We start from the raw sequence: 22280 nt of genomic DNA, 5'->3' as shown, positions 1-22280 counted from the left end.
CCACCGCCATCAGCGCCACCGTCGCCGCGCCCGCCACCAGCAGCGCCTTGTCCAGCGCCGTCATCAGCGGGTCCCGGTCCGGGTAGGGCGCCGACACCGAGAGCACCTTGTCGCCGCCGACCGCCGTCGCCGCCCACACCCGCGGGTCGTCCCCGCCGCTGATGTACGTACCCGAGCGGCCCCGCGCCACGGCCCGCGCCAGCGGGAACGGCAGCGCCGCGTCGTCCAGTTGGGCGCCCAGCGCGAGCGTGCTGTCGCGCTGGTAGATCTGCAGCGCCGAACTCAGCAGGTCGTCCTGGTAGGCCTGGGCCTGCCGGTCGCGCTCCGCCGTGGAGATGTGGTGCACGGCCAGCCCCAGCACCACGACGGCGAGTGCGGTGACGAAGGAGATCGCGAGGGCGATCCGGCCACGGATACCCATCACGCGATCGTGTACACCTCTTTCGCCTTCGCATGGGGGGTGGCGCCCGTGTAGCTGACCTCGATGCCCGTGAAGGCCATCATCCCGTCGACCTTCGTGACGTCGTACAGCCGCAGCCGCGCCGGGAAGGAGGCCGGGGAACCACCGCCGGCCGCGCCCGAGACCAGCACCACGCCGGAACCGTCCGCGCCGTCCTCGGAGAACGAGTCCCACTTGATGTCGCTGGCCACCACACCGGCGTTCGAGCAGTTCAGCGTGATGATCTTCGGCTCCACGACCGGCCTGCCGACGCCGCACTCGCGCACGCCCGGCATCTCCCTCGGCGCCTGCGTCTCCGGCGTCGCCTCCGGCGTGTCCCGCGCGGGGTGGGCCTTCTGCGCGGCCGCCGTCTTCGGGGCGTCGGCGACCGTGCCCGACCGGTCCTCGGCCCGGCTGAACCAGACGCCGCCGAGCGCGAGCACCGTCACCGCCGCGAAGATCGCCAGGGCGGTGCGCATGCCGGGGCGACGGGGCGCAACACGGTCGGCCATCGGCCCTCTCTCTGGTCTTTCCGGTGTTCGTGGGTCCGGCTGAACGTCCCCGCTGTGAGGGACGGTGAAATCGGGCCGCGCGTTCCCTTCATGCCTATATCAGCTTCCGGGGCGCACCGGGCGCCGGGCGTGACCAATCTCCCTAACGGCAGGCGCACCGGTTTGAGCCGCGGCACAGCGCGCAGACGCAGGCCCGTACACATCGCCGCGCAACCGTGAGGGGGCCGAGCCGTGCCCAACGGCAGCAGCACCGAGGCCGGGAACGCCGGACACGACCCGGCCGCCGTCAGACGCCACCCGGCCCTGTTCCGGGCCGTCGCCCGCCGCCGCAACCCGCGGCTGCGGCGCACGGACATCACCGTCACGGACGAGCGGACGGTCAGACGGGCGGTCAAGGCGGCGGCGCTCGGCAACGCCATGGAGTGGTTCGACTTCGGCATCTACAGCTACCTCGCCGTCACCCTCGGGGACGTCTTCTTCCCCTCCGGCAGCGACACGGTGCGCCTGCTGTCCTCGCTCGCAACCTTCGCCGTGGCCTTCCTCGTCCGGCCCCTCGGCGGCATGTTCTTCGGCCCGCTCGGCGACCGGATCGGCCGCAAGCGCGTCCTGGCCCTGACGATGGTGCTGATGGCCTCCGGCACCTTCGCCATCGGCCTCATCCCGTCGTACGCGGCCATCGGCTTCTGGTCACCCGTGCTGCTGATCTGCTTCCGGATGCTGCAGGGCTTCTCCACCGGCGGCGAGTACGGGGGCGCCGCGACCTTCATCGCCGAGTACGCGCCCGACAAGCGCCGCGGCTACTTCGGCAGCTTCCTCGAATTCGGCACCCTCGCCGGCTACGTGGGTGCCGCCGGCCTCGTCACCGCCATGACCTCCGCGCTCGGCGGCGCCGCGATGACCGACTGGGGCTGGCGCATCCCCTTCCTCGTCGCCGGCCCGCTCGGCCTCGTCGGCCTCTACCTGCGGATGAAGCTGGAAGACACCCCCGCCTTCCAGAAGCTGGAGGAGGACGAGGAGACCGGCGGCACCGAGATCAAGGAGATCTTCACCGCGCAGTGGGCGCGGCTGCTGCTGTGCGTCGTCCTGGCCGGGGCGTACGGCATCACCGACTACATGCTGCTGTCGTACATGCCGACGTACCTCACCGACCGGCTCGGCTACGACGACGCGCACGGCCTGCTGATCCTCATCGCCACGATGGTCCTGCTGATGGCCGTCATCACCTGCGTGGGCCGGCTCAGCGACCGGATCGGCCGCAAACCGCTGCTGATGGCGGGCCTGGGCGGCTTCGTCGCCCTGTCGGCACCGGCGTTCCTGCTGCTCAAGCAGGGCAGTCTCGGGGCGGTCCTCGGCGGCATGCTGATGCTCGGCCTGCCCCTGGTCTGCCTCCTCGGCACCATGTCCGCCGTCCTCCCCGCCCTCTTCCCCACCCACGTCCGCTACGGCTCCCTGGCCATCGGCTACAACATCTCCACGTCCCTCTTCGGCGGCACGACCCCCCTGGTGATCACGGCCCTGATCCACGCCACGGGCAGCGACATGATGCCGGCGTTCTACACGGCGGGCGCGGCCCTGATCGGCATGATCGCCGTCGCCTTCATGCGGGAAACGGCCCGTCAGCCCCTGGAGGGCTCACCGCCGGCGGTGGCGACGAAGGAGGAAGCGGAAGAAATCGTCATATCCCAGTCCCCCGAACCGAAGTTCTGACAGTTCACACAGTTGGCGTAACTGCCGGGCGGGCGCTTCGTTGATGAGTTCGAGGCTGCGAATGGATATGCGGTCGCAACACACCGATGCCGGGGAGGGGCGCCATGCCTGTCAGCCCGTACACACGAGAGGTCCTGGCGGAGGCGGCGGGGTCGTCGCGGACGTTATCGGAGGCGTTGGAGAAACTGGGGGTGGACCCGGGGGGTTCACAGCGAAGGTACCTGCGCGAGCGCATGAGGAAGCTGGGGGTGAACACGTCCCACTTCGAACACGAAGGGGGCCGATGGACCAAGGAAATCCTCGAATCCGCGGTGGCGGCGTCGTCCAACATGTACGAGGTCCTGCGCCACCTGCACGTCGAAGTCGTAGGCGGTCAGCACACCCACGTCAGCCGCCGGGTCCGGGCATTCGGCATCGATACGTCGCACTTCGCCGCTCCCGTCTCGGGAGGAGGCAGGAAACGGAAGCGCTCCCCGGAGGAACTCCTCACGGTGCAGACCTCGTCCAAGGCTCGTCGCGAGCAGAGCTGTCGCCTCAAGAGGGCGATGCTGGCGCTCGGCGTTACCGACCGTTGTGCCCTATGCGGTATCGACGCCGTGTGGAAGGGCCATCCGCTGTCCCTGGAGGTCGACCACATCGACGGCGACTGGCGCAACAATCGAATCGAGAATCTGCGGCTGGTCTGTCCGAACTGTCACTCGACGACGGACACCTACCGCGGTCGCAGTAAGGGCTGCCGCGCATCGCAGACCGGCGGTGAGGCCCGGTGAGCAGCGACACCCGGTACACCCGGGAGAGACTCACCGAGGCAGCTCGCACCTGCAACGACATCGACGAGGTCATAGCGTTCTTCGGCACCCGGCCCTACGGGAACCTGTCCCGGTATCTGTATCGGCGACTTGAGCATTACGGGATCGACGTCTCACACTTTCGCCGCCCGTACGGTAGGTGGGCGGCGAGGCCCTCGCCCGACGCCCTCCGCGAAGCGGTCGCTGAATCTCTCTCCATCGCAGGAGCCCTGCGCCGCCTCGGTCGGCCGGACAACGGCCGCCAGCGAGACCTGCTGCGCCACTGGATAACCGAGGACGGACTCACGACCTCCCACTTTCTGGGGCAGGCCCACCAGCGCGGCAAGCCCGGCACGACACCCAGAAAGGCCCCCCAGGACTTGCTGGTGAAGCACGCCGGCAAGCGGCGCACCAGGACCTTCATGCTCCGCCGTGCCTTACGGGAGATCGGGGTCCCGGAAGTGTGCTCAGGCTGCGGGACGAAGCCGTTGTGGCACGGCAGGCCCATGACGCTGGAAGTCGACCACATCAACGGTGACTGGAGCGACGACCGGCGAGAGAACCTCCGGCTCCTCTGCCCCAACTGCCACGCGGTCACCAGCACCTGGTGCCGAGGGGGCCGACAGCGAACCTCATAAGCGGCCTCTCCTCCCCGACCGACAGCTTCGCCCAGTAAGGTAGATCTCGGTACGTGCGCCCGTACGCCAAGGGCTGAGCGGCGATCTTTAGGTGGTCGTGTCTGTCGGTTCGAATCCGACCGGGCGTACCGATAACGACGGCCTGGCTCGCGCACCCGCGAGCCAGGCCGTCGTCGTGTACACATGTCAGCCCAGCAGCTCCCGAACCACCGGCACCAGCCCCCGGAACGCCTTCCCCCGGTGGCTGATCGCGTTCTTCTCGTCCGCCGTCAGTTCGGCGCAGGTGCGGGTCTCGCCGTGGGGCTGGAGGATCGGGTCGTAGCCGAAGCCGCCGCCGCCCGCCGGTTCGTGGCGGAGGGTGCCTTCCAGGCGGCCTTCGACCACGCGCTCCGTGCCGTCCGGCAGGGCCAGGGCCGCGGCGCAGGCGAAGTGGGCGCCGCGGTGTTCGTCGGCGATGTCGCCGAGCTGGGCCAGGAGCAGGTCGAGGTTGGCCTTGTCGTTGCCGTGGCGGCCGGCCCAGCGGGCGGAGAAGATGCCGGGGGCGCCGTTCAGGACGTCGACGCACAGGCCGGAGTCGTCGGCGACGGCCGGGAAGCCGGTGGCCCGGGCGAGGGCGTGGGCCTTGAGGAGAGCGTTCTCGGCGAAGGTGACGCCGGTCTCCTTGACGTCCGGGATCTCGGGGTAGGCGTCGGCGCCGACGAGTTCGACGTCGAGGCCGGCCGCCTCCAGGATGGCGCGGAGCTCGGTGACCTTGTTGGCGTTGCGGGTGGCGAGGATCAAGCGCTTCATGGGGTGATTATCCCGGCCCGTCCGCGCCCTCCCCCGCCTACTTCGACGTGCACACCTTCGACAGCTCCCCCGCCGCGTCCGTCAGCGGCGCGAGGTCCGGGGTCTTGTCGTCCCGCAGGGCGTCGCGGACGTTCCCGAGGGCCTTCTGGAGGTGGTCGAGCGCCTTGCCGACGTCGACGTTGCTCGTCTTGTCCTTGAGCTTCTTCGTGTCCTTCTCGAGGTTGTCGAGGATCTTGCCCGCGTTGTCGGTGTCGGTGGCCGTGTCGGTGACGCTGCGCTGAAGGTCGTCGACGTCGTTCGATATCTCGATGCCGAGGCGGGCGCAGTCCACCGCCTTCTGGGCGGTGGAGCAGCCGGCCGCCAGCGGTACGGCGACGAGTGCTGCGGCGGCCAGTGCCAGTGCTGCCTTGCGTGCGGGCATGAGGGCCCCTCCCCTGTGAGTACGGCTACGGGCGTACGGACCGGATTTCCCGGCCGTACGCCCGTAGGAACGCTCCTGATCCCTCCGGCGGTTGCCTACAGCGTCGCCGCGAGTGCCTCGCGCTGGGCGGCGTCGAGTGCGGAGCAGCCCGTGACGGCGAGGTCGAGGATGGCGTTGAGCTCTTCGCGGGCGAAGGGCTCGGCCTCGGCGGTGCCCTGGACCTCGACGAAGCGGCCGTCGCCCGTGCAGACGACGTTCATGTCGGTCTCGGCGCGGACGTCCTCTTCGTAGCAGAGGTCGAGGAGGGGGACACCGTCGACGATGCCGACGCTGACCGCGCTGACCGTTCCGGTGAGGGGCTGCCGGCCGTGCTTGACGAGCTTCTTGCCCTGGGCCCAGGTGATGGCGTCGGCGAGGGCGACGTAGGCGCCGGTGATGGCGGCGGTGCGGGTGCCGCCGTCGGCCTGGAGGACGTCGCAGTCGAGGACGATGGTGTTCTCGCCGAGGGCCTTGAAGTCGATGACGGCGCGCAGCGAGCGGCCGATCAGGCGGGAGATCTCGTGGGTGCGGCCGCCGATCTTGCCGCGGACGGCCTCGCGGTCGCCGCGGGTGTTCGTGGAGCGGGGCAGCATCGAGTACTCGGCGGTGACCCAGCCCTCGCCGGAGCCCTTGCGCCAGCGGGGGACGCCCTCGGTGACGCTGGCGGTGCAGAAGACCTTGGTGTCGCCGAAGGAGATGAGGACGGAGCCCTCGGCGTGCTTGCTCCAGCCGCGCTGGATGGTCACGGGGCGGAGCTGGTCGGGCGTGCGACCGTCGATGCGAGACATGGTGATGAGCCTACTGGCATCGGGGGAGCGCGAAGGGCCCCGTTCCGGTTGGCGGCGGCGCCGCGCTGGGCGACATCGTGCTCGATCCGGGGCGGGGCCCTCCGGCGGGAGCCTCAGCGGCTCACATCATGTCTTCGATCTCACCGGCGATCGGGTCGGCGTCGGTGCCGATGACGACCTGGATGGCGGTGCCCATCTTGACGACGCCGTGGGCGCCGGCGGCCTTGAGGGCGGCCTCGTCGACCAGCTCCGGGTCGGCGACCTCGGTGCGGAGACGGGTGATGCAGCCCTCGATCTCCTCGATGTTGTCGATGCCGCCGAGGCCGGCGACGATCTTCTCAGCCTTGCTGGCCATGTGCACTCCTGGTTGTCTTCGGCCCTTCGGCGGTACCACCGACCGGCTTCCACACGGTAAACCACGTTCAGCCCAACTATGCGGGCAAATGTCCGCCATCCGGCAAAGGATGGCTTCACCCACCACCCCGCATAAGTGGTCTACACCAGTATGCGGCAAGCACCGAGTGGACCGCCGCCGGGGCGGCGGCCGGGAGGACGCAGATGACCACGGACGCCACAGCGGCACCGGCACCGCGGCAGAGCCCCTGGCGGGCGCGCTGGCAGACCCTCTTCTCGAACCTGCAGAAGATGGGCCGCAGCCTCCAGCTGCCGATCGCGGTGCTCCCGGCCGCCGGCATCCTGAACCGGCTCGGCCAGCCGGACGTCTTCGGGCAGGACGGGCTGGGCTGGACGGACGTGGCGAAGGTCTTCGCGGGCGCGGGCGGCGCGCTGCTGGACTCGGCGCTGGGCCTGCCGCTGCTGTTCTGCGTGGGCGTGGCGATCGGCATGGCGAAGAAGGCGGACGGCTCGACGGCGCTGGCCGCCGTGGTGGCGTTCCTCGTCTACTTCTCGGTGCTGCACCAGTTCCCGGAGGACTGCCCGCAGCAGACGACGTTCGGCGGGGCGGGGCTGTGGAGCGGGGTGTGCGTCTCGACGGGCGGCACGGCGGCGCCGGCCAGCTTCCAGAACCCGGGGGTCTTCGGCGGCATCGTGATCGGCCTGCTGAGCGCGTGGTTCTGGATGCGCTTCCACCGGGTGCGGCTGGTGGACTGGCTGGGCTTCTTCAACGGGCGGCGGCTGGTGCCGATCCTGATGTCGTTCGTCGCGCTGCTGTTCGCGGTGGTCTGCCTGTTCGTCTGGCCGCCGGTGGGCGACGCGCTGACGAGCTTCAGCAAGTGGCTGTCGGACCTGGGGTCGGCGGGGGCGGGCGTCTTCGGCGTCGCGAACCGGGCGCTGCTGGTGGTGGGCCTGCACCAGTTCCTCAACACGTTCATGTGGTTCCAGTTCGGTGACTACACGAAGCCGGACGGCACGGTGGTGCACGGCGACATCAACCGCTTCCTGGCGGGCGACCCGAGCGCCGGCCAGTTCACGACGGGTTTCTTCCCCATCATGATGTTCGCCCTCCCGGCGGCGGCGCTGGCCATCGCGCACTGCGCGAAGCCGCACCGGCGCAAGGAGGTGGCGGGCATGATGCTCTCGGTGGGCCTGACGTCGTTCGTCACGGGCATCACCGAGCCCATCGAGTACTCGTTCCTCTTCATCGCGCCGCTGCTGTACGTGGTGCACGCGCTGCTGACGGGCGTGTCGATGGCGGTGAGCTGGGGGCTGGGGGTGCACGACGGGTTCAGCTTCTCGGCGGGCCTGATCGACTACGTGATCAACTGGGGGCTGGCGACCAAGCCGTGGCTGATCATTCCGATCGGGCTGTGCTTCGCCGTCGTCTACTACGCGATTTTCCGGTTCGCGATTACGAAGTTCGACCTGACGACTCCGGGGCGTGAGCCGGAAGAGCTCGCGGAGGAGATCGAGCGCGGGAACGTGAAGGACTAACCGCACCCCGTAACGAGCCCCCGGAGCCACCGGCCCGGGGGTTTTCCGCTGTGTCCGAAGCCACGGAGAAGCACGGATTCCTTTATCCCGTACTCACGTGCTACAACAGGTCTAAACCACTGAGTGGTGTAGACCAAAAGCGGGCCGTCCCCCTTCCCCCGAGCGCCCGCCTCACCTGGAGGAATCCGATGAGTAAGAGCGCCAAGGCGGCAAAGGCGGCGCCTGACGACGCCGCTGCGCCGGAGAAGAAGAAGTTCGGCGCCGGCGCCATGGCGATTGCCCAGCGTATCGGCCGCAGCCTGATGCTGCCGGTCGCGGTGCTCCCCGCCGCCGCGCTGATGGTCCGCCTCGGCCAGGGCGACATGCTGGGCAAGGAGTCCCTCCCGGCGTTCCTCAACAAGATCGCCGAATTCATGTCCGCCGGCGGCGGCGCGATCCTCGACAACATGGCGCTGCTGTTCGCCGTGGGTGTCGCGATCGGCTACGCCAAGAAGTCGGACGGCTCGACGGCGCTGGCCGCCGTGGCCGGTTACCTGGTCTTCAGCAAGGTCCTGGGCACCTTCACCGACGGCAGCCTCCCGAAGAAGGAGGCCGTGGTCGACCACAAGGTCGCCATGGTGGAGCAGGCCGTCGACGCCAAGGTCCTCGGCGGTGTCGTGATGGGCCTCGTGGTCGCGCTGATATACCAGCGCTTCTACCGCACCAAGCTGCCGGACTGGGCGGGCTTCTTCGGCGGCCGCCGCCTGGTGCCGATCCTGTCGTCCTTCGCGGGTCTGCTCATCGGCGTCGTCTTCGGTTACATCTGGCCGGTGCTCGGCACGGGTCTGCACAACTTCGGCGAGTGGCTGGTCGGCTCCGGCGCGGTCGGCGCGGGCATCTTCGGCGTCGCCAACCGCGGTCTGATCCCGGTCGGCATGCACCACCTGCTCAACTCCTTCCCGTGGCTCCAGGCGGGTTCGTACGAGGGCCCCAAGGGCACCGTCAACGGCGACATCGCCCGCTTCCTCGCCGGCGACCCGAACGCCGGCCAGTTCATGACCGGCTTCTTCCCGATCATGATGTTCGCGCTGCCGGCCGCCTGTCTCGCGATCGTGCACTGCGCCCGCCCCGAGAACCGCAAGGTCGTCGGCGGCATGATGTTCTCCCTCGCGCTCACCGCCTTCGTCACCGGCGTGACCGAGCCGATCGAGTTCACCTTCATGTTCGTCGCGCCGCTGCTCTACGCGATCCACGCGCTGCTGACCGGTGTCTCGATGGCCCTGACCTGGGCGCTCGGCATGAAGGACGGCTTCGGCTTCTCGGCCGGCGCCATCGACTTCCTGCTGAACCTGGGCATCGCCTCGAAGCCGTGGATGCTGGTCCTCGTGGGTCTCTGCTTCGCCGCGATCTACTATGTGGTCTTCCGCTTCGCCATCACGAAGTTCGACCTCAAGACCCCCGGCCGCGAGTCCGAGGAAGAGTCCGCCGAATTGAAGGCGTGACCCTGAAACTCCAGTAAAAGCCCCCGGAATCCATGGGATTCCGGGGGCTTTTACTTATCGGACCTGGAAAACAGGGAATTCAGAGCTCGTACACGGCTCCGGCCCTTGCGAGTTCGACCGGTCCGTCGTAGACCGCCTGCGCGTCGCGGAGGTTGGTGAGGGGATCCGTCCAGGGCGGGATGTGGGTGAGGACCAGCCGCCCCGCACCGGCGCGCGCGGCGTGCTCGCCCGCCTCGCGGCCGTTGAGGTGGAGGTCGGGGATGTCCTCCTTCCCGTGGGTGAACGACGCCTCGCACAGCAGGAGGTCGGCGCCGTCGGCCAGGCCGTGCAGCTCCTCGCAGGGGCCGGTGTCGCCGGAGTAGACGAGCGCGCTGCCGTCGTGCTCGACGCGGAAGGCGAAGGCCTCCACGGGGTGGCGCACCCGGTCCGTGCGGACCGTCAGCGGGCCCAGGGAGAAGGTGCCGGGGGTGAGCGTGCGGAAGTCGAAGACCTCGCTCATGCAGGAGTCGTCGGGCACGTCCCCGTACGCCGTGGCCAGCCGGTGCTCGGTGTCCCGCGGGCCGTAGACGGGGATGGCCTCGGCGCGGCCGCCCTCGTGCCGGTAGTACCGGGCCACGAAGTAGCCGCACATGTCGATGCAGTGGTCGGGGTGCAGGTGCGAGAGCAGAATGGCATCGAGGTCGTAGAGACCGATGTGGCGCTGCAGCTCGCCGAGGGCTCCGTTGCCCATGTCGAGGAGCAGCCGGAAGCCGTCGGCCTCTACGAGGTAGCTCGAGCAGGCCGATTCCGTGGACGGGAACGACCCCGAGCATCCGACGACGGTGAGCTTCATGCGGGCCTGAACCTCCGTTGACTCGTGACGGGGGGCCATGCGGTCCGTCGAGCGTAAAGCGCGAACGGGACGGCCGCTCCTCCGCGAGGTGGGGTTGTGGCTGAAGTCACCGGTACGGACCCTTCTGGGCGGGGCCCCCGGGCCGGGCCCGCCGGGCCCGGGGCCGCCCCTGCGGCTACGCCCAGAGCTGGCCGTGCAGCGCCTCCACGGCCGCCTCCGTGGTGGGGGCCGTGTAGATGCCCGTCGAGAGGTACTTCCAGCCGCCGTCGGCCACGACGAAGGCGATGTCGGCGCTCTCCCCGGCCCGTTCGGCCTTGCGGGCCACGCCGAGGGCGGCGTGCAGGACGGCGCCCGTGGAGACGCCCGCGAAGATGCCCTCCTCGGTGAGGAGCTCGCGCGTGCGGCGCACGGCGTCCTCGGAGCCGACCGAGTAGCGCGTGGTGAGGACGGAGGCGTCGTAGAGCTCGGGAACGAAGCCCTCGTCCAGGTTGCGCAGGCCGTAGACGAGGTCGTCGTAGCGGGGCTCGGCGGCGACGATGCTCACGCCGGGCTTGTGCTCGCGCAGGTAGCGGCCGACGCCCATGAGCGTGCCGGTGGTGCCGAGGCCGGCGACGAAATGGGTGATCTCGGGGAGGTCGGCGAGGATCTCCGGGCCCGTGCCGGCGTAGTGGGCACCGGCGTTGTCGGGGTTGCCGTACTGGTAGAGCATCACCCAGTCGGTGTGCTCCGCGGCGAGCTCCTTGGCGACGCGGACGGCGGTGTTGGAGCCGCCCGCGGCGGGCGAGGAGACGATCTCCGCGCCCCACATGGCGAGCAGCTGCCGCCGCTCCTCGCTGGTGTTCTCCGGCATGACGCACACGATGCGGTAGCCCTTGAGGCGGGCCGCCATGGCCAGCGAGATGCCGGTGTTGCCGGAGGTGGGCTCGAGGATGGTGCAGCCGGGGGTCAGCCGCCCGCTCCGCTCCGCCTGCTCGATCATGTGCAGGGCGGGGCGGTCCTTGACCGAGCCGGTGGGGTTGCGGTCCTCCAGCTTGGCCCAGACGCGGACCGACCCGGACGGGGAGAGCCTGGGCAGCCGCACCAGCGGGGTGTTGCCGACCGAGGCCAGGTGGCTGTCGTAGCGCATGCTCTCGGCCGGGCCTCAGGCCATTCCGCCGGCGACCGCCGGGAGGATGGTGACGCTGTCGCCGTCGCCGAGCTCGGTGCCGATGCCGGCGAGGAAGCGGACGTCCTCGTCGTTGAGGTAGACGTTGACGAAGCGGCGCAGCTCGCCGGACTCGTCGACGAGGCGCTCGCGGATGCCCGCGTGGCGGGTCTCGAGGTCCTTGAAGAGCTCGTCGATGGTGGCGCCGCTGCCTTCGACGGCCTTCTTGCCGTCGGTGTAGGTGCGGAGAATGGTCGGGATGCGGACCTCGATGGCCATGATGTGGCTCCTGTCGGCGTACGGATGGGACACCTGGGGCGATCGTATCGATTCCGTGTGCGGCCGCCGGAAGTTCGTACCGGCATGCGGACAGCGGCGGGCCGCCGAAGGCCCTGAGCTCAGTAAGCAGGCACCACGGTGACGTCCTCCTCGGTCACCTGACCGTCCACTATGCGGAACGAACGGAACTGGAAGGGGCCCTCGCCGTCGGTGTCGGCGGTGGAGACCAGCACGTAGTGGGCGCCGGGTTCGTTGGCGTACGAGATGTCCGTGCGGGAGGGGTAGGCCTCGGTGGCCGTGTGCGAGTGGTAGATGACCACGGGCTCCTCGTCGCGGTCGTCCAGCTCGCGGTAGAGCTTGAGCAGGTCCGCGGAGTCGAACTCGTAGAACGTGGGCGAGCGGGCGGCGTTGAGCATCGGGACGAACCGCTCGGGGCGGTCGCTGCCGGCCGGCCCCGCGACCACGCCGCAGGCCTCGTCGGGGTGGTCCGCGCGGGCGTGCGCGACGATCCGGTCGTACAGGTCCTGGGTGATGGTCAGCATGCGCCCCAGGATAGGCACGCGGGGATCGCCGGGGTAAAGCCAAGGGCCCGCCCGTACCGAGGAGTGGTACGGGCGGGCCCGGATGCCGGACAGTGCGGGTCCGGCGGGTCAGGCGTCAGGCCGTCAGACGGCCTGCTCGACCTTCTGCTCGGCCTCGACGGCCTGCGTGTAGTCCTTGCGCTCGAAGGCCTGCGGGTTGCGGGCCTTGAGGACGAGGTAGGACACCCACATGATCGCCGCCCAGACGGGGGCGCAGTACAGCGAGACCCGCGCGTTCTCGTCGATGCCCATCATCACGATCACCATGAAGATGAAGGCGAGGGCGAAGAGGCTGGTCCACGGCGCGCCGGGGGCCCGGAACGTGGACTGCGGGAGCTCACCGCGGTTGGCCTTGCGGCGGTAGCGGAGCTGGGCCACGAGGATCATGATCCAGGCCCACATGCCGGAGATGGTCGCGAAGGAGACGACGTAGTCGAACGCCTTGCCCGGCCACTGGTAGTTGATCCACACGCCGACGAGCATCAGCGCGGCGGAGAAGGTGGTGCCGCGCAGCGGCAGGCCGCCCTTGGTCAGCTGGCCGAAGAACTTCGGGCCCTGGCCGTTGAGCGAGAGGTCGCGCAGCATGCGGCCGGTGGAGTACATGCCGGAGTTGCAGGACGACAGCGCCGCCGTGAGGACGACGAAGTTGACGATGCCGGCGCCGGCCGGGAGGCCGATCTTCTGGAAGGCGGCCACGAACGGGCTCACGCCGGGCATGAACTCGCCCCACGGGACCACGGCCAGGATGATGATCAGCGCGCCGATGTAGAAGACCGCGATGCGCCACGGCACGGTGTTGATCGCCTTGGGGAGCGTCTTCTCCGGGTCCTTGGCCTCGCCCGCGGTGACGCCGACCAGCTCGACGGCGAGGAAGGCGAACATCACGATCTGCAGGGTCATCAGGGTGCTGCCGATGCCGTGCGGGAAGAAGCCGCCGTCGTTCCAGAGGTTGGACACGGTGGCGGTGTCACCGGCGTCGGAGAAGCCGATCGTCAGCACGCCGATACCGATGAGGATCATGCCGATGATGGCGGTGACCTTGACCATCGAGAACCAGAACTCCAGCTCACCGAAGAGCTTCACGGAGATCAGGTTGGCGAAATACAGGATGACGGTGAAGACCAGTGCGGACACCCATTGCGGGATGTCCTTGTCCCAGTACTGCACATAGGCCGCCGCTGCGGTCACCTCGGTGATTCCGGTGACGACCCAGAAGAGCCAGTACGTCCATCCGGTCACATAGCCCCAGAAGGGACCGAGGAACTCTCGGGCGTAGTCCGAGAAGGAGCCGGACACCGGGCGGTACATGAGCAGCTCGCCGAGCGCTCGCATGATGAAGAAGATGACCAGGCCCGCTATTGCATAGGCCAGGATCAGGCTCGGGCCGGCCTTGGAAATGGCCTTCCCCGCGCCGAGGAAGAGACCGGTGCCGATGGCGCCACCAATGGCGATCATCTGAATCTGCCGGTTACCGAGTCCCCGCTCGTAACCCTCGGAAGCCGCCTTGCCGCTTCCCTTGTGGCCCGGTTCCGCGACTGCGTCCGCGGTACGGGCCGCGACCTGCTCAGAGGTCATGGTGGTGCGCCTTTCTCCATACCGATCCGGTTGCTCCGGATCGGGTTCCGATCCCCCCGGATGGAGTCCTGCGAGTGCCGACGGTCGGCCGGCTCAGCGCTCCCGCCGTGAACATGGGTGGCGTCACGGAGGCAGGTCGGAAACATTTATCACGAGTGGCCGGTAGATCGTCTGAATGGCGATCATGGCCGGGTGACGCGCACCACAAAGAAATACGGACAACAAGGAAATGGGTAGGCAAAAGTCGCTACTACGGTGATCCGATCGTTATCCGGACTTGATTGTTCCCTGAGCGGACGCCCGGACCCATTTGATCGATCAGACGATAAGTGCCTCTACCAGCGATTCCTGCAGGCCACCGAGCCAGAGATAGGCCATCACCATCGGCTTGCGCGGATCCTCGTCCGGCAGCCGGAGCAGCGCCTCGCTGTCGTCGTCGTGGGCGATTTCCAGCCGCGCCCCGATCGCCAGCCGGAGGTCGTTGAGCGCGCCCAGCCAGCGCCGGCAGTCCTCGGGCGTGAGCCGCAGGACGGCCGCCTTGTCGCCGGCGACGGTGAGCGAGTCGAGCGAGCGGACGACCGCGAGGGCGTCCTCGCGCTTGCGGTCGCGCAGGTCGTTCTCGGTGTAGCGGCGGAATTCGGCGGCGTGCGCACGCTCCTGCGGGTCCTGCTCGGCACCCGGGTCGCCGTAGGCGTCGGGGAAGAGCCGGGCCAGCGCGGGATCGGAGGGCGGCTCGCTCGGGCCCTCGGCGAACAGCCGCGCGAGCGGATCGGCGCCCTCGGGGCCCGCGGACTCGTCGCCCGGGCCGATCAGCTCCAGGAGCTGCACGGCCAGGCTGCGCAGGATGGAGACCTCGACCTCGTCCAGGGCCACGGCGGCCCCGCCGCCGGACAGCGGCTCGAAGTGGCCGGCCATCAACGGTCCTGCGACAGCGTCGCCCACAGCCCGTAGCCGTGCATCGCCTGCACGTCGCGCTCCATCTCCTCGCGGCTGCCGCTGGAGACGGTGGCGCGCCCCTTGTGGTGGACGTCGAGCATCAGCTTGTGGGCCTTGTCCTTGGGATAGCCGAAGTACGCCTGGAAGACATACGTCACATAACTCATGAGGTTGACGGGGTCGTTGTGGACCAGCGTGACCCAGGGGACGTCGGGCTCGGTCACCGCGTACGGGGACTCGCTCGACTCGGGGCGTTCGATCTCGACCGGTGCAACACTCACGTTTCCCATGCTGCCACTCGCCGGGGCGCGATGCACAAAGGGGGTACCCCCGGCCGCGCGTCGCGGCCCGCACCCGGCCGCACCCCGAGAAATCGTCAGACTGACGAGATTGGGGGTAGCATCTGGTTCCATGAACGCTGCGGACTTGAGGCTGCCGGTGGACGTTCCGTCGACGGCCCTCTTCACCGACCGGTACGAACTCACGATGCTGCAGGCCGCGCTGCGCTCCGGCACCGCCGACCGCCGCTCGGTCTTCGAGGTCTTCACCCGCCGGCTCCCCGAGGGGCGCCGCTACGGCGTCGTGGGCGGCACCGGCCGGGTCCTGGACGCCGTGGAGAACTTCCGCTTCGACAGCGGCGTGCTGGACTTCCTCGCCGCCCAGCGGATCGTCGACGAGCCGACCCTGGCCTGGCTCGCCGACTACCGCTTCCGCGGCGACATCTGGGGCTACCCCGAGGGGGAGGTCTACTTCCCCGGCTCGCCGATCCTGCGCGTCGAGGGCACCTTCGCCGAGGCGGTGCTGCTGGAGACCGTGATCCTGTCGATCCTCAACCACGACTCGGCCGTCGCCGCCGCGGCCTCCCGGATGGCCGTGGCCGCCGGCGACCGGCCGCTGATCGAGATGGGTGCACGGCGCACCCACGAGCTCGCGGCCGTGGCCGCCGCCCGCGCCGCCTACGTGGGCGGCTTCACCTCCACCTCCGACCTCGCGGCCGGCTTCCGCTACAGCATCCCGACCGTCGGCACCAGTGCGCACGCCTTCACGCTGCTGCACGACAGCGAGCGCGACGCCTTCACCGCCCAGGTCGACTCGCTCGGCGGCGGCACGACCCTGCTCGTGGACACCTACGACGTCACCGAGGCCGTCCGGACCGCCGTGGAGATCGCCGGGCCGGAGCTCGGCGCCGTCCGCATCGACTCGGGCGACCTGCTGCTGCTCGCGCACCGGGTGCGGCAGCAGCTGGACGACCTGGGCGCCGCCAAGACGCGGATCGTCGTCACCAGCGACCTGGACGAGTACGCCATCGCCTCGCTCGCCGCGGCCCCCGTCGACGCCTACGGGGTGGGCACGCAGCTGGTGACCGGCAGCGGGCACCCCACGTGCTCGATGGTCTACAAGCTCGTGGCCCGCGCGGACGAGGCCGGCCCGGACGCCCCGCTCCGGCCGGTCGCCAAGAAGTCCATGGGCGGCAAGACCTCCATCGGCGGCCGCAAGTGGGCCGCGCGCCGGCCCGACGCGGACGGGGTGGCCGAGGCCGAGGTCGTCGGTACCGGCCCGGTACCGGCCGAGCTCGCGGACCACCAGCTGCTCACCGAGCTCGTCCGCGGCGGCGAGGTCGTCGCCCGCGAGCCCCTGGACGCCGCACGGGACCGGCATGCCGCGGCCCGGGCGCGGCTCCCGCTCTCCGCTACCCAGCTCTCGCGCGGTGAGCCGGTACTCCCCACCGAGTACCTCTGACGCTCCCCGCGCGCCCGGTGGGCCTCCGCCGCTCCGGGTCCCTCTCCCATTGCGCAACGGAAGTCACTACCCTCGGTCACAGAGAGGCGATCCGCACTGTCGGCCGAGGGCCCTTCCACAAAGGATCCGCATCATGCAGCGTGCACTGATCATCGTCGACGTGCAGAACGACTTCTGCGAGGGCGGCAGCCTCGCAGTGGCCGGCGGCGCCGACGTGGCCGCGGCCATCACCGACCTCGTCGGCGAGGCCACGCCCGGATACCGGCACATCGTCGCCACGCGCGACCACCACATAGACCCCGGCGCCCACTTCTCCGCCGCGCCGGACTACGAGAACACCTGGCCGCCGCACTGCGTCGCCGGCACGGAGGGATCCGGGTTCCACCCGAACTTCGCCCCGGTGATCGCCTCCGGGGCGATAGACGCCGTCTTCGACAAGGGGGCGTACGCGGCCGCCTACAGCGGCTTCGAGGGCACCGACGAGAACGGGGTGTCCCTGGCGGACTGGCTGCGCGAGCGGGGCGTCACGGAGGTCGACGTCGTCGGGATCGCCACGGACCACTGCGTACGGGCGACGGCGCTGGATGCGGCGCGGGCCGGTTTCTCCACGCACGTCCTGCTCGACCTCACGGCCGGGGTCGCGCCGGGCACGACGGAGCGGGCGCTGGAGGAGCTGCGCGACGCGGGCGTCGAGCTCAGCGGCAAGCCGGTGGTCGCCACCGGGTGACGTGAGCGCCGAGCCCGGCTCGGCACCGTCGGGCGCCACCGCTGTGGCCGGGCGCAGGCCCTGTGCCGCGGGGGCCCTACGCCGCTGTGCGGGGGCGCAGCAGCGTCCGTATGGGGTGCCAGGACTCCGTGTCGTCGTCCGGGGCCGCGCGCCAGACCAGGCCGTCGGGGTGGTGGAGCACCGCCGTTATCTCGTCCGGCGTCGGCGGCTCCGTGTTGCCGCGGAGGTAGACGGCTCGCAGGCCGAGGTTCCGCAGGCGGGTGAGCGCCCGCGCGCGGTTCGCCGCGTGCACGAGCACCCGCACGCGCGAACCCGGCGCCGCACCCCCGCCGGGCGGGCCCGGAAGGTACAGGGCCACCACCACACTGCCGCCCGGCAGCTTGCAGAAACCACCGCCTGCCATGCCCGTGTCACCTCTCCCCGGACCGGGGTGTCAATAACAGCGTCACGGCAGTCATCTAAACGCGATCGGCCGCCGCCCGCTAGGGGGCGACGGCCGATACGGCTCTGACCTGCAGAGATGCAGATCGTCAGGGGACTACTTGCCCGAGGGGCCCACCTGGACGGTCATCGTGGAGCCGCCGGGGGCCTGCCACAGGATCTTGATCCGGGTGTTGGTGTCAGTAACCTGCACACCGCCGCTCGGGTTGTCCTTGCTCCAGTAGGTGCCCTTGCGGTCGTCGAAGACCGGCGTGCCGAGCTTGCCCTTCACGCGGGTCGCCACGCCGTCCTGGTGGACGGTGTAGCCCTCGCTCGGGAACCAGCTGAACGGCGAGTCGTAGGCCTGGAAGCGGTTGCGCATGACCGAGCCGTCGGCCCACTTCTCGACCTGCGGGTGCGCGTCGATCGGCAGGATGCGGCCGACACCGGGGTGCACGCCGACGTTGTTGTCGGCCTGCGAGGTGTCCCACTTCCAGATGAGCAGGCCCTTCTGGTACGGGTAGTGCTCGACCCAGCTCGGGCGGGTGCTCTTCCAGCCGAAGTTGTACGGGCCGGACTTGAGGGTCTCGTCGTACGACACGTACTGGCGGTTCTCGGCGATGTAGTACTGCGCGTACTCCTTGGTGAAGGACTCGCCGATGCGCGAGAAGCCCTTCGCCGTCCAGCCGTTGTCGTCACCCTCGGCGCCGTCGGTGAAGAGGGCGGCGCCGTCGGCGGTGACGCTGATGGCGTCGGCCGTGAAGCCCTTGCCGGTGGTGCCGCCGTCGGTGGTGTAGCGGAAGCGCAGGTCGATCTTCTTGCCGGCGTACGCGTCGAGCGGGTACGACAGCTTCTTGTACGCGCCGGAGACACCGGTCAGGGCGGGCTTGTCGCCGCCGTCGCGCGGGATGGACTTGCCGTCGGCCGTGCCGTCGACGGGGGTCCAGTTGGCGCCGCCGTCCGTGGAGACCTCGGCGTAGGCGTAGTCGTAGTTGGCCTCGATGTCCCACCAGGCCGAGAGGTCCAGGCTGGCCTTGGACTTGCCGGTGAGGTCGACCGGGCGGGAGAGGGTGTTCTTCAGGTCGTCGGCCTGACCGCCCCACCACTGCTTGGAGCCTTCGGCAGGGCGGACGACGTCGGTCTTGACCGCCTTGCTGGGCAGTTCGACGACGACCGCCTGCTTGTCCTTGGTGTTGTACTCGGCCACGCCCAGCTTGTGCGTCGACTTCGTCGCCGCCTTCGCCTTGTCGTAGTTCAGCCAGCCGAGCTGCAGCTTGTCCCAGGAGCTCATGTCGCCGGGGAGCTCGCCGATGCTGTCCTTGCCGCGGCCCAGCCACGAACCGGAGGACATCAGGGACCAGTAGGCGACAGAGGACTCGCCGGTGCCGGTGGTGTCGTACTCGTCCGGCAGGCCGAGGTCGTGGCCGTACTCGTGGGCGAAGACGCCGAGGCCGCCGTTCTCCGGCTGCATGGTGTAGTCGCCGACCCAGATGCCGGTGTCGGCGATCTGCGTGCCGCCGGCCTTGTTGTTCGCGGGGCCGGTCTTGCCGGCGTCCGAGCCGTAGGCGTACCAGCGGTGGGCCCAGATGGCGTCGGTCTTCTGCGCGCCGCCGCCGGCGGACTCGTCCTCACCGGCGTGCACGATCTGGAAGTGGTCGATGTAGCCGTCGGGCTCGTTGAAGTTGCCGTCGCCGTCGAAGTCGTTGCGGTCCCACTGGTCGTACTTGGCCAGCTCCGCCTTGATGTCGGAGTCGCTGCGGCCGGCCGCCTTCTGGTCCTTCACCCACTGGTTGACGCCGTCGCGCACCAGGTCCCAGGCGCTCGGGCAGTTGGTGGAGCCGCAGTAGTTGGAGCCGTAACGGGCCTCGTTCCACTGGACCTTGACCCAGTCGGTGACGGTGCCCTCGACGGAGTAGCGGCCCGAGGACTGCTTCTCGTAGTACTTGGCCAGGGACTCCTTGCCCTTGTCGTGCGAGAAGTACAGGTCCTGGAAGTACTGCCGGTTGTAGTCCTTCTCCCAGGCCGTGCTGTTGTCCTGCTTGCGGTCCGGCTGCTTGATCTGGTTGTGCGCCGGGCCCGGCTGGCCGCCGAACTTCTTCACGGGCGGCTTGGGGCCGTCCGGACCGTCCGGGTCGTACATCGTGGTGTCGTCGACCTTGTCGCCGAAGTCCACGAGGATCGTGAAGATCTTGTCGGTCTTCTCCCGGCCCAGCTCGACGTACTTCCCCTTGCCGAGCTGGACGACCTTGGACGCACCGCGCTGCTCCGCCCGGGCGTCCCCGGATATGACCTTGTCGAGCGCGGCCTTGCGCTGAGCCTCGCGCTTCTTGCTGAACGGCCCCTTGAGGTCGTGCTCGACGCTCTTCCCGGCTTGCTCCGGGTCGTGGCGCTCGATGCCCGACGGCGTGTCGGCAGTGGTGGCCGCCTGAGCGATCCCGGCCGTGGTCCCCGCGGTCAGGGCCGTCGCGGCGAGCGCGACGGCCGTGGCCACGGCGGCGGATCTGGCGAGCCTCCGTTGGCTGCTGTTCACTTGTGAATGTCCTCCCCAGTAAGAACTGTGGAGGTATTTGACCGGAGTGACGCCAGAAAAGACAGACCTTGACTACAGGCGAAAGAGCAAGTACGTTATCCGGCCTTTAAGTTACGGATTTCGGACAACAACGGGCGCGCCCATCTCACCCCCTGGACCGTTGGATGACTCCGTGCGCCCCCCGTGCTCCGGCACCGTGTGTTAGGTCACGCTTACCGGCAGTTCCGCTCGGGCAGACAGGACCGTAGAGTCGTTTTGGTATACACACTTGCCCCCGGCACGTTGTGTGCACCAGCCGGCTCCGCACCCCACACCTTTGCTCCGAGGACGGATCCCGCCATGCCGCGTCCGACTCCCGCACAGATAACCTACGGATCGGCCACCGTCGTCTTCTCGACCCTCGCCATGCTGCTGCTCTCGCAGACGAGCTCGGGGTTCGGGATCGCGGTCATCGCCGTCGCAGCGCTCGCGCTCGGCCTGTTCGTCGCCGTCGCCTTCCCCATGCCGCGCGTCGGCGCCCGCAAGCCCCGGGTGCCCCGGCAGCGCACGCCCCTGCCCGCCGAGCCGAGACTCGGCGAGCACTCGCTACACGGCTGAGACCACCACGGTCTTGGCCGCCTTGTCGTGAATGCAGTGGTGATAGGGCTGGTCCCAGGTACACCAGAGCACGTTGATGAGCCAGAAGACGAAGCCGCAGCAGGGCACCACCTGCGGCAGGGAGTACACGGCGGCGCGCGTCCAGCCCGGGCTTCCCTCGGGGATCGCGCCGTTCTCCAGCATCGCCACCCGGATGCCCATCACCATCTTGCCGACGGTCTGCCCGCGCTTGGTGAGCATCAGCCCCTCGTAGATGAAGTAGACGACGGAGACGATGATGCCCAGGCTCGTGGACCTGCCGTCGTTCCAGTCCCCCGGATCCCAGTCCCACACCGCCGCCTTGAAGACCGCGGTGACCGGGATGGAGACGAGCAGCCCGTCGATGATGCGGGCGAGGAGCCGCTTCCCCCGGTTCGCGAGCGGCGGCATGCCCGCCAGCGGGTCGGCCGCGCCGTACTGGTCCCCGTAGGGATTGCCGGGCCCGCCCGGGCCCGGGGCGCCCCCGCCGCCGTAGGGGTCGCCTCCATAGGGGCCGCCTCCGTACGGGCCGCCGGCACCGGGCGGTTGGCCGCCGCCGGCGTACGCGCCGCCGCCTTCCGGGACGGGCCCGGAAGGCGGCGGCCCGGAAGGCTCCGATGGCCGCTTCCGGAACGGGTCGTCGTCGCGGGGCTGCTCGGTGCTCATGGGCCGAGTAGAACCCAGGCTCCTGCCCGTCGCATCCGAAGAGGTGCCGTTCGGGTCGCAGCGGGCCCGGGGCGGCGGCCCCGGGGCGTCAGCGCTTGCCCGCCGCCACGAACGTGCGCGCCGCCTTGTCGTGCCAGCACTGCCGCCACGGCCGGTCGACGAGGCACCACAGGGCGCCCACCACGCCGATGCCCAGGGCGCCCAGCCCCCCGTACACCAGCCAGCGGCGCAGCGCCGCCCCGAAGCGCGGGGTGTCGTGCGCCTCGATGTCCAGCACGCGGACGCCGCACAGGCGCTTGCCCAGCGTGCGGCCCCACTTGGCGGTCGGCAGCGCCTCCAGCACCACCCCGGCGACCAGCAGGACGCCCAGCACGACGGCCAGATAGCCGCCGGTCGTGCCGTCGAGCAGCCAGACCGTGACCGTCTCACCGGACTGCTTCGCCCGCTCGACCTTGGCGTCGATGTGCTCGACGGTCCTGGCCCACAGCGGCACGGCCGCGGCGGAGACGACGGCCCCGAGCACGGCGGTGTCGACCAGCCGGGCGGCGAGCCGGCGGCCCAGCGGCGCGGGCCGGCCCTGCTGCTCCTGGGCGGCCCGCAGGAACGGATCGTCCTTCGGGGGCTTCCACGGCGCGGGCGCGTCGGAGGAGCCGGAGGAGGAGGCGGCGGAGGTCTGTGCGGGCTGCTGCTGGGCCAGTTGCTGCACCTGCTGGGCCCAGCCGCCGGCCGCGGGCCTGGCCGGC

24 protein-coding genes, 1 tRNA gene and 1 pseudogene are annotated in these 22280 nt (G+C 69.8%); 9 read left to right on the top strand and 17 right to left on the bottom strand.

Annotation, left to right across the window (positions count from 1 at the left end; translation table 11 throughout):
* Positions 1-421, bottom strand: a pseudogene (locus V7793_RS14715) (two-component sensor histidine kinase); the annotation flags it as partial.
* Positions 421-951 carry a hypothetical protein gene (locus tag V7793_RS14710; RefSeq protein WP_336006690.1) on the bottom strand — a complete coding sequence of 177 codons (531 nt, stop codon included), beginning with the start codon at positions 949-951 and terminating at the stop codon, positions 421-423. The gene V7793_RS14710 and the pseudogene V7793_RS14715, both read right to left, overlap by 1 nt.
* Before the next feature lie 231 nt (positions 952-1182).
* Here V7793_RS14710 and V7793_RS14705 point away from each other — a divergent pair, with 231 nt between their 5' ends.
* The 4 genes from V7793_RS14705 (at position 1183) to V7793_RS14690 (ending at position 4212) form a co-directional block, all read left to right on the top strand.
* Positions 1183-2658, top strand: a complete 1476-nt coding sequence (locus V7793_RS14705; RefSeq protein WP_336006689.1) for an MFS transporter — start codon at positions 1183-1185, stop codon at positions 2656-2658.
* Between the two features lie 104 nt (positions 2659-2762).
* On the top strand, positions 2763-3428 hold the full coding sequence (locus tag V7793_RS14700; protein ID WP_336006688.1) for an HNH endonuclease signature motif containing protein: 666 nt from the start codon (positions 2763-2765) through the stop codon (positions 3426-3428).
* A complete protein-coding gene (locus V7793_RS14695) occupies positions 3425-4084 on the top strand; it encodes an HNH endonuclease (RefSeq protein WP_336006687.1) in 660 nt (219 codons plus the stop codon). Before V7793_RS14700 ends, V7793_RS14695 begins: the two co-directional genes overlap by 4 nt.
* Positions 4085-4139: 55 nt before the next feature.
* Positions 4140-4212: transfer RNA gene (locus V7793_RS14690), tRNA-Leu, on the top strand.
* Between the two features lie 58 nt (positions 4213-4270).
* On the opposite strand, the gene rdgB is transcribed toward V7793_RS14690, so the two are convergent.
* The 4 genes from rdgB to V7793_RS14670 all read right to left on the bottom strand — a co-directional run bounded on the left by rdgB (position 4271) and on the right by V7793_RS14670 (position 6476).
* The gene (gene rdgB / locus V7793_RS14685; protein ID WP_336006686.1) at positions 4271-4873 is read right to left on the bottom strand and encodes an RdgB/HAM1 family non-canonical purine NTP pyrophosphatase; all 603 of its coding nucleotides are present in this window, start codon (positions 4871-4873) and stop codon (positions 4271-4273) included.
* Between the two features lie 37 nt (positions 4874-4910).
* Positions 4911-5294 carry a hypothetical protein gene (locus V7793_RS14680; protein ID WP_336006685.1) on the bottom strand — a complete coding sequence of 128 codons (384 nt, stop codon included), beginning with the start codon at positions 5292-5294 and terminating at the stop codon, positions 4911-4913.
* Between the two features lie 95 nt (positions 5295-5389).
* Entirely contained in the window at positions 5390-6121 is a 732-nt protein-coding gene (gene rph / locus V7793_RS14675) for a ribonuclease PH (protein WP_168092813.1), read from the bottom strand.
* Positions 6122-6242: 121 nt separating this feature from the next.
* Positions 6243-6476, bottom strand: coding sequence for a glucose PTS transporter subunit EIIB (locus V7793_RS14670; protein WP_030369451.1), 234 nt, complete (start codon positions 6474-6476; stop codon positions 6243-6245).
* Between the two features lie 203 nt (positions 6477-6679).
* On the opposite strand from V7793_RS14670, the gene V7793_RS14665 reads away from it, so the two are divergent.
* Both V7793_RS14665 and V7793_RS14660 read left to right on the top strand, forming a co-directional pair.
* Positions 6680-8011: a PTS transporter subunit EIIC gene (locus V7793_RS14665; RefSeq protein ID WP_336006684.1), complete on the top strand. Its 1332-nt coding sequence runs from the start codon at positions 6680-6682 to the stop codon at positions 8009-8011.
* A 188-nt stretch (positions 8012-8199) separates the two neighbouring features.
* Positions 8200-9492: a PTS transporter subunit EIIC gene (locus V7793_RS14660; RefSeq protein ID WP_168092811.1), complete on the top strand. Its 1293-nt coding sequence runs from the start codon at positions 8200-8202 to the stop codon at positions 9490-9492.
* 79 nt (positions 9493-9571) lie between these two features.
* Here the strand turns inward: V7793_RS14660 and V7793_RS14655 are convergent, their stop codons facing one another.
* The 7 genes from V7793_RS14655 to clpS all read right to left on the bottom strand — a co-directional run bounded on the left by V7793_RS14655 (position 9572) and on the right by clpS (position 15129).
* Positions 9572-10324 (bottom strand): MBL fold metallo-hydrolase, encoded by a 753-nt coding sequence (locus V7793_RS14655; protein WP_058044285.1) that lies wholly within the window; start codon positions 10322-10324, stop codon positions 9572-9574.
* A 175-nt stretch (positions 10325-10499) separates the two neighbouring features.
* A complete protein-coding gene (locus tag V7793_RS14650; protein WP_336006683.1) occupies positions 10500-11450 on the bottom strand; it encodes a PLP-dependent cysteine synthase family protein in 951 nt (316 codons plus the stop codon).
* A gap of 15 nt (positions 11451-11465) precedes the next feature.
* Positions 11466-11747 carry a MoaD/ThiS family protein gene (locus V7793_RS14645; RefSeq protein WP_058044283.1) on the bottom strand — a complete coding sequence of 94 codons (282 nt, stop codon included), beginning with the start codon at positions 11745-11747 and terminating at the stop codon, positions 11466-11468.
* Positions 11748-11866: 119 nt separating this feature from the next.
* Positions 11867-12289 (bottom strand): Mov34/MPN/PAD-1 family protein, encoded by a 423-nt coding sequence (locus V7793_RS14640; RefSeq protein ID WP_058044282.1) that lies wholly within the window; start codon positions 12287-12289, stop codon positions 11867-11869.
* Positions 12290-12412: 123 nt separating this feature from the next.
* Positions 12413-13903: an amino acid permease gene (locus V7793_RS14635; RefSeq protein ID WP_336006682.1), complete on the bottom strand. Its 1491-nt coding sequence runs from the start codon at positions 13901-13903 to the stop codon at positions 12413-12415.
* A 318-nt stretch (positions 13904-14221) separates the two neighbouring features.
* Complete coding sequence (locus V7793_RS14630; RefSeq protein ID WP_336006681.1) at positions 14222-14818, bottom strand: DUF2017 domain-containing protein; 597 nt, start codon at positions 14816-14818, stop codon at positions 14222-14224.
* On the bottom strand, positions 14818-15129 hold the full coding sequence (gene clpS / locus V7793_RS14625) for an ATP-dependent Clp protease adapter ClpS (protein WP_168092804.1): 312 nt from the start codon (positions 15127-15129) through the stop codon (positions 14818-14820). The genes V7793_RS14630 and clpS overlap by 1 nt, the downstream gene beginning before the upstream one ends.
* Positions 15130-15250: 121 nt before the next feature.
* Here clpS and V7793_RS14620 point away from each other — a divergent pair, with 121 nt between their 5' ends.
* Positions 15251-16579: a nicotinate phosphoribosyltransferase gene (locus tag V7793_RS14620; protein ID WP_336006680.1), complete on the top strand. Its 1329-nt coding sequence runs from the start codon at positions 15251-15253 to the stop codon at positions 16577-16579.
* A 133-nt stretch (positions 16580-16712) separates the two neighbouring features.
* Positions 16713-17306 carry an isochorismatase family protein gene (locus tag V7793_RS14615; protein ID WP_336006679.1) on the top strand — a complete coding sequence of 198 codons (594 nt, stop codon included), beginning with the start codon at positions 16713-16715 and terminating at the stop codon, positions 17304-17306.
* Positions 17307-17382: 76 nt separating this feature from the next.
* On the opposite strand, the gene V7793_RS14610 is transcribed toward V7793_RS14615, so the two are convergent.
* Positions 17383-17709: a hypothetical protein gene (locus V7793_RS14610; protein ID WP_336006678.1), complete on the bottom strand. Its 327-nt coding sequence runs from the start codon at positions 17707-17709 to the stop codon at positions 17383-17385.
* A 135-nt stretch (positions 17710-17844) separates the two neighbouring features.
* Positions 17845-20256 (bottom strand): immune inhibitor A domain-containing protein, encoded by a 2412-nt coding sequence (locus tag V7793_RS14605; protein WP_336006677.1) that lies wholly within the window; start codon positions 20254-20256, stop codon positions 17845-17847.
* 339 nt (positions 20257-20595) lie between these two features.
* Between V7793_RS14605 and V7793_RS14600 the strand changes: the two genes are divergently transcribed.
* A complete protein-coding gene (locus V7793_RS14600) occupies positions 20596-20853 on the top strand; it encodes a hypothetical protein (protein ID WP_336006676.1) in 258 nt (85 codons plus the stop codon).
* Here the strand turns inward: V7793_RS14600 and V7793_RS14595 are convergent.
* Positions 20842-21537, bottom strand: coding sequence for an RDD family protein (locus V7793_RS14595; protein WP_336006675.1), 696 nt, complete (start codon positions 21535-21537; stop codon positions 20842-20844). The two genes, V7793_RS14600 and V7793_RS14595, sit on opposite strands and share 12 nt — an antisense overlap.
* Before the next feature lie 88 nt (positions 21538-21625).
* Positions 21626-22280: RDD family protein (locus V7793_RS14590; protein WP_336006674.1), on the bottom strand; the 655-nt coding region annotated here is incomplete at its 5' end.

The sequence above is a fragment of the Streptomyces sp. KLMMK genome, assembly GCF_036961605.1.
Lineage (GTDB): Bacteria > Actinomycetota > Actinomycetes > Streptomycetales > Streptomycetaceae > Streptomyces > Streptomyces telluris.
The sequence above is the reverse complement of the archived record's forward strand: the minus strand, read 5'-3'. Positions and strand labels throughout refer to the sequence as shown.

Coding starts and splice junctions, on each gene's coding strand:
- V7793_RS14710 (WP_336006690.1), bottom strand. CDS start 951: ATGGCCGACCGTGTTGCGCCCCGTCGCCCCGGCATGCGCACCGCCCTG.
- V7793_RS14700 (WP_336006688.1), top strand. CDS start 2,763: ATGCCTGTCAGCCCGTACACACGAGAGGTCCTGGCGGAGGCGGCGGGG.
- rdgB (WP_336006686.1), bottom strand. CDS start 4,873: ATGAAGCGCTTGATCCTCGCCACCCGCAACGCCAACAAGGTCACCGAG.
- V7793_RS14680 (WP_336006685.1), bottom strand. CDS start 5,294: ATGCCCGCACGCAAGGCAGCACTGGCACTGGCCGCCGCAGCACTCGTC.
- rph (WP_168092813.1), bottom strand. CDS start 6,121: ATGTCTCGCATCGACGGTCGCACGCCCGACCAGCTCCGCCCCGTGACC.
- V7793_RS14670 (WP_030369451.1), bottom strand. CDS start 6,476: ATGGCCAGCAAGGCTGAGAAGATCGTCGCCGGCCTCGGCGGCATCGAC.
- V7793_RS14665 (WP_336006684.1), top strand. CDS start 6,680: ATGACCACGGACGCCACAGCGGCACCGGCACCGCGGCAGAGCCCCTGG.
- V7793_RS14660 (WP_168092811.1), top strand. CDS start 8,200: ATGAGTAAGAGCGCCAAGGCGGCAAAGGCGGCGCCTGACGACGCCGCT.
- V7793_RS14655 (WP_058044285.1), bottom strand. CDS start 10,324: ATGAAGCTCACCGTCGTCGGATGCTCGGGGTCGTTCCCGTCCACGGAA.
- V7793_RS14650 (WP_336006683.1), bottom strand. CDS start 11,450: ATGCGCTACGACAGCCACCTGGCCTCGGTCGGCAACACCCCGCTGGTG.
- V7793_RS14645 (WP_058044283.1), bottom strand. CDS start 11,747: ATGGCCATCGAGGTCCGCATCCCGACCATTCTCCGCACCTACACCGAC.
- V7793_RS14640 (WP_058044282.1), bottom strand. CDS start 12,289: ATGCTGACCATCACCCAGGACCTGTACGACCGGATCGTCGCGCACGCC.
- V7793_RS14635 (WP_336006682.1), bottom strand. CDS start 13,903: ATGACCTCTGAGCAGGTCGCGGCCCGTACCGCGGACGCAGTCGCGGAA.
- V7793_RS14630 (WP_336006681.1), bottom strand. CDS start 14,818: ATGGCCGGCCACTTCGAGCCGCTGTCCGGCGGCGGGGCCGCCGTGGCC.
- clpS (WP_168092804.1), bottom strand. CDS start 15,129: ATGGGAAACGTGAGTGTTGCACCGGTCGAGATCGAACGCCCCGAGTCG.
- V7793_RS14620 (WP_336006680.1), top strand. CDS start 15,251: ATGAACGCTGCGGACTTGAGGCTGCCGGTGGACGTTCCGTCGACGGCC.
- V7793_RS14615 (WP_336006679.1), top strand. CDS start 16,713: ATGCAGCGTGCACTGATCATCGTCGACGTGCAGAACGACTTCTGCGAG.
- V7793_RS14610 (WP_336006678.1), bottom strand. CDS start 17,709: ATGGCAGGCGGTGGTTTCTGCAAGCTGCCGGGCGGCAGTGTGGTGGTG.
- V7793_RS14600 (WP_336006676.1), top strand. CDS start 20,596: ATGCCGCGTCCGACTCCCGCACAGATAACCTACGGATCGGCCACCGTC.
- V7793_RS14595 (WP_336006675.1), bottom strand. CDS start 21,537: ATGAGCACCGAGCAGCCCCGCGACGACGACCCGTTCCGGAAGCGGCCA.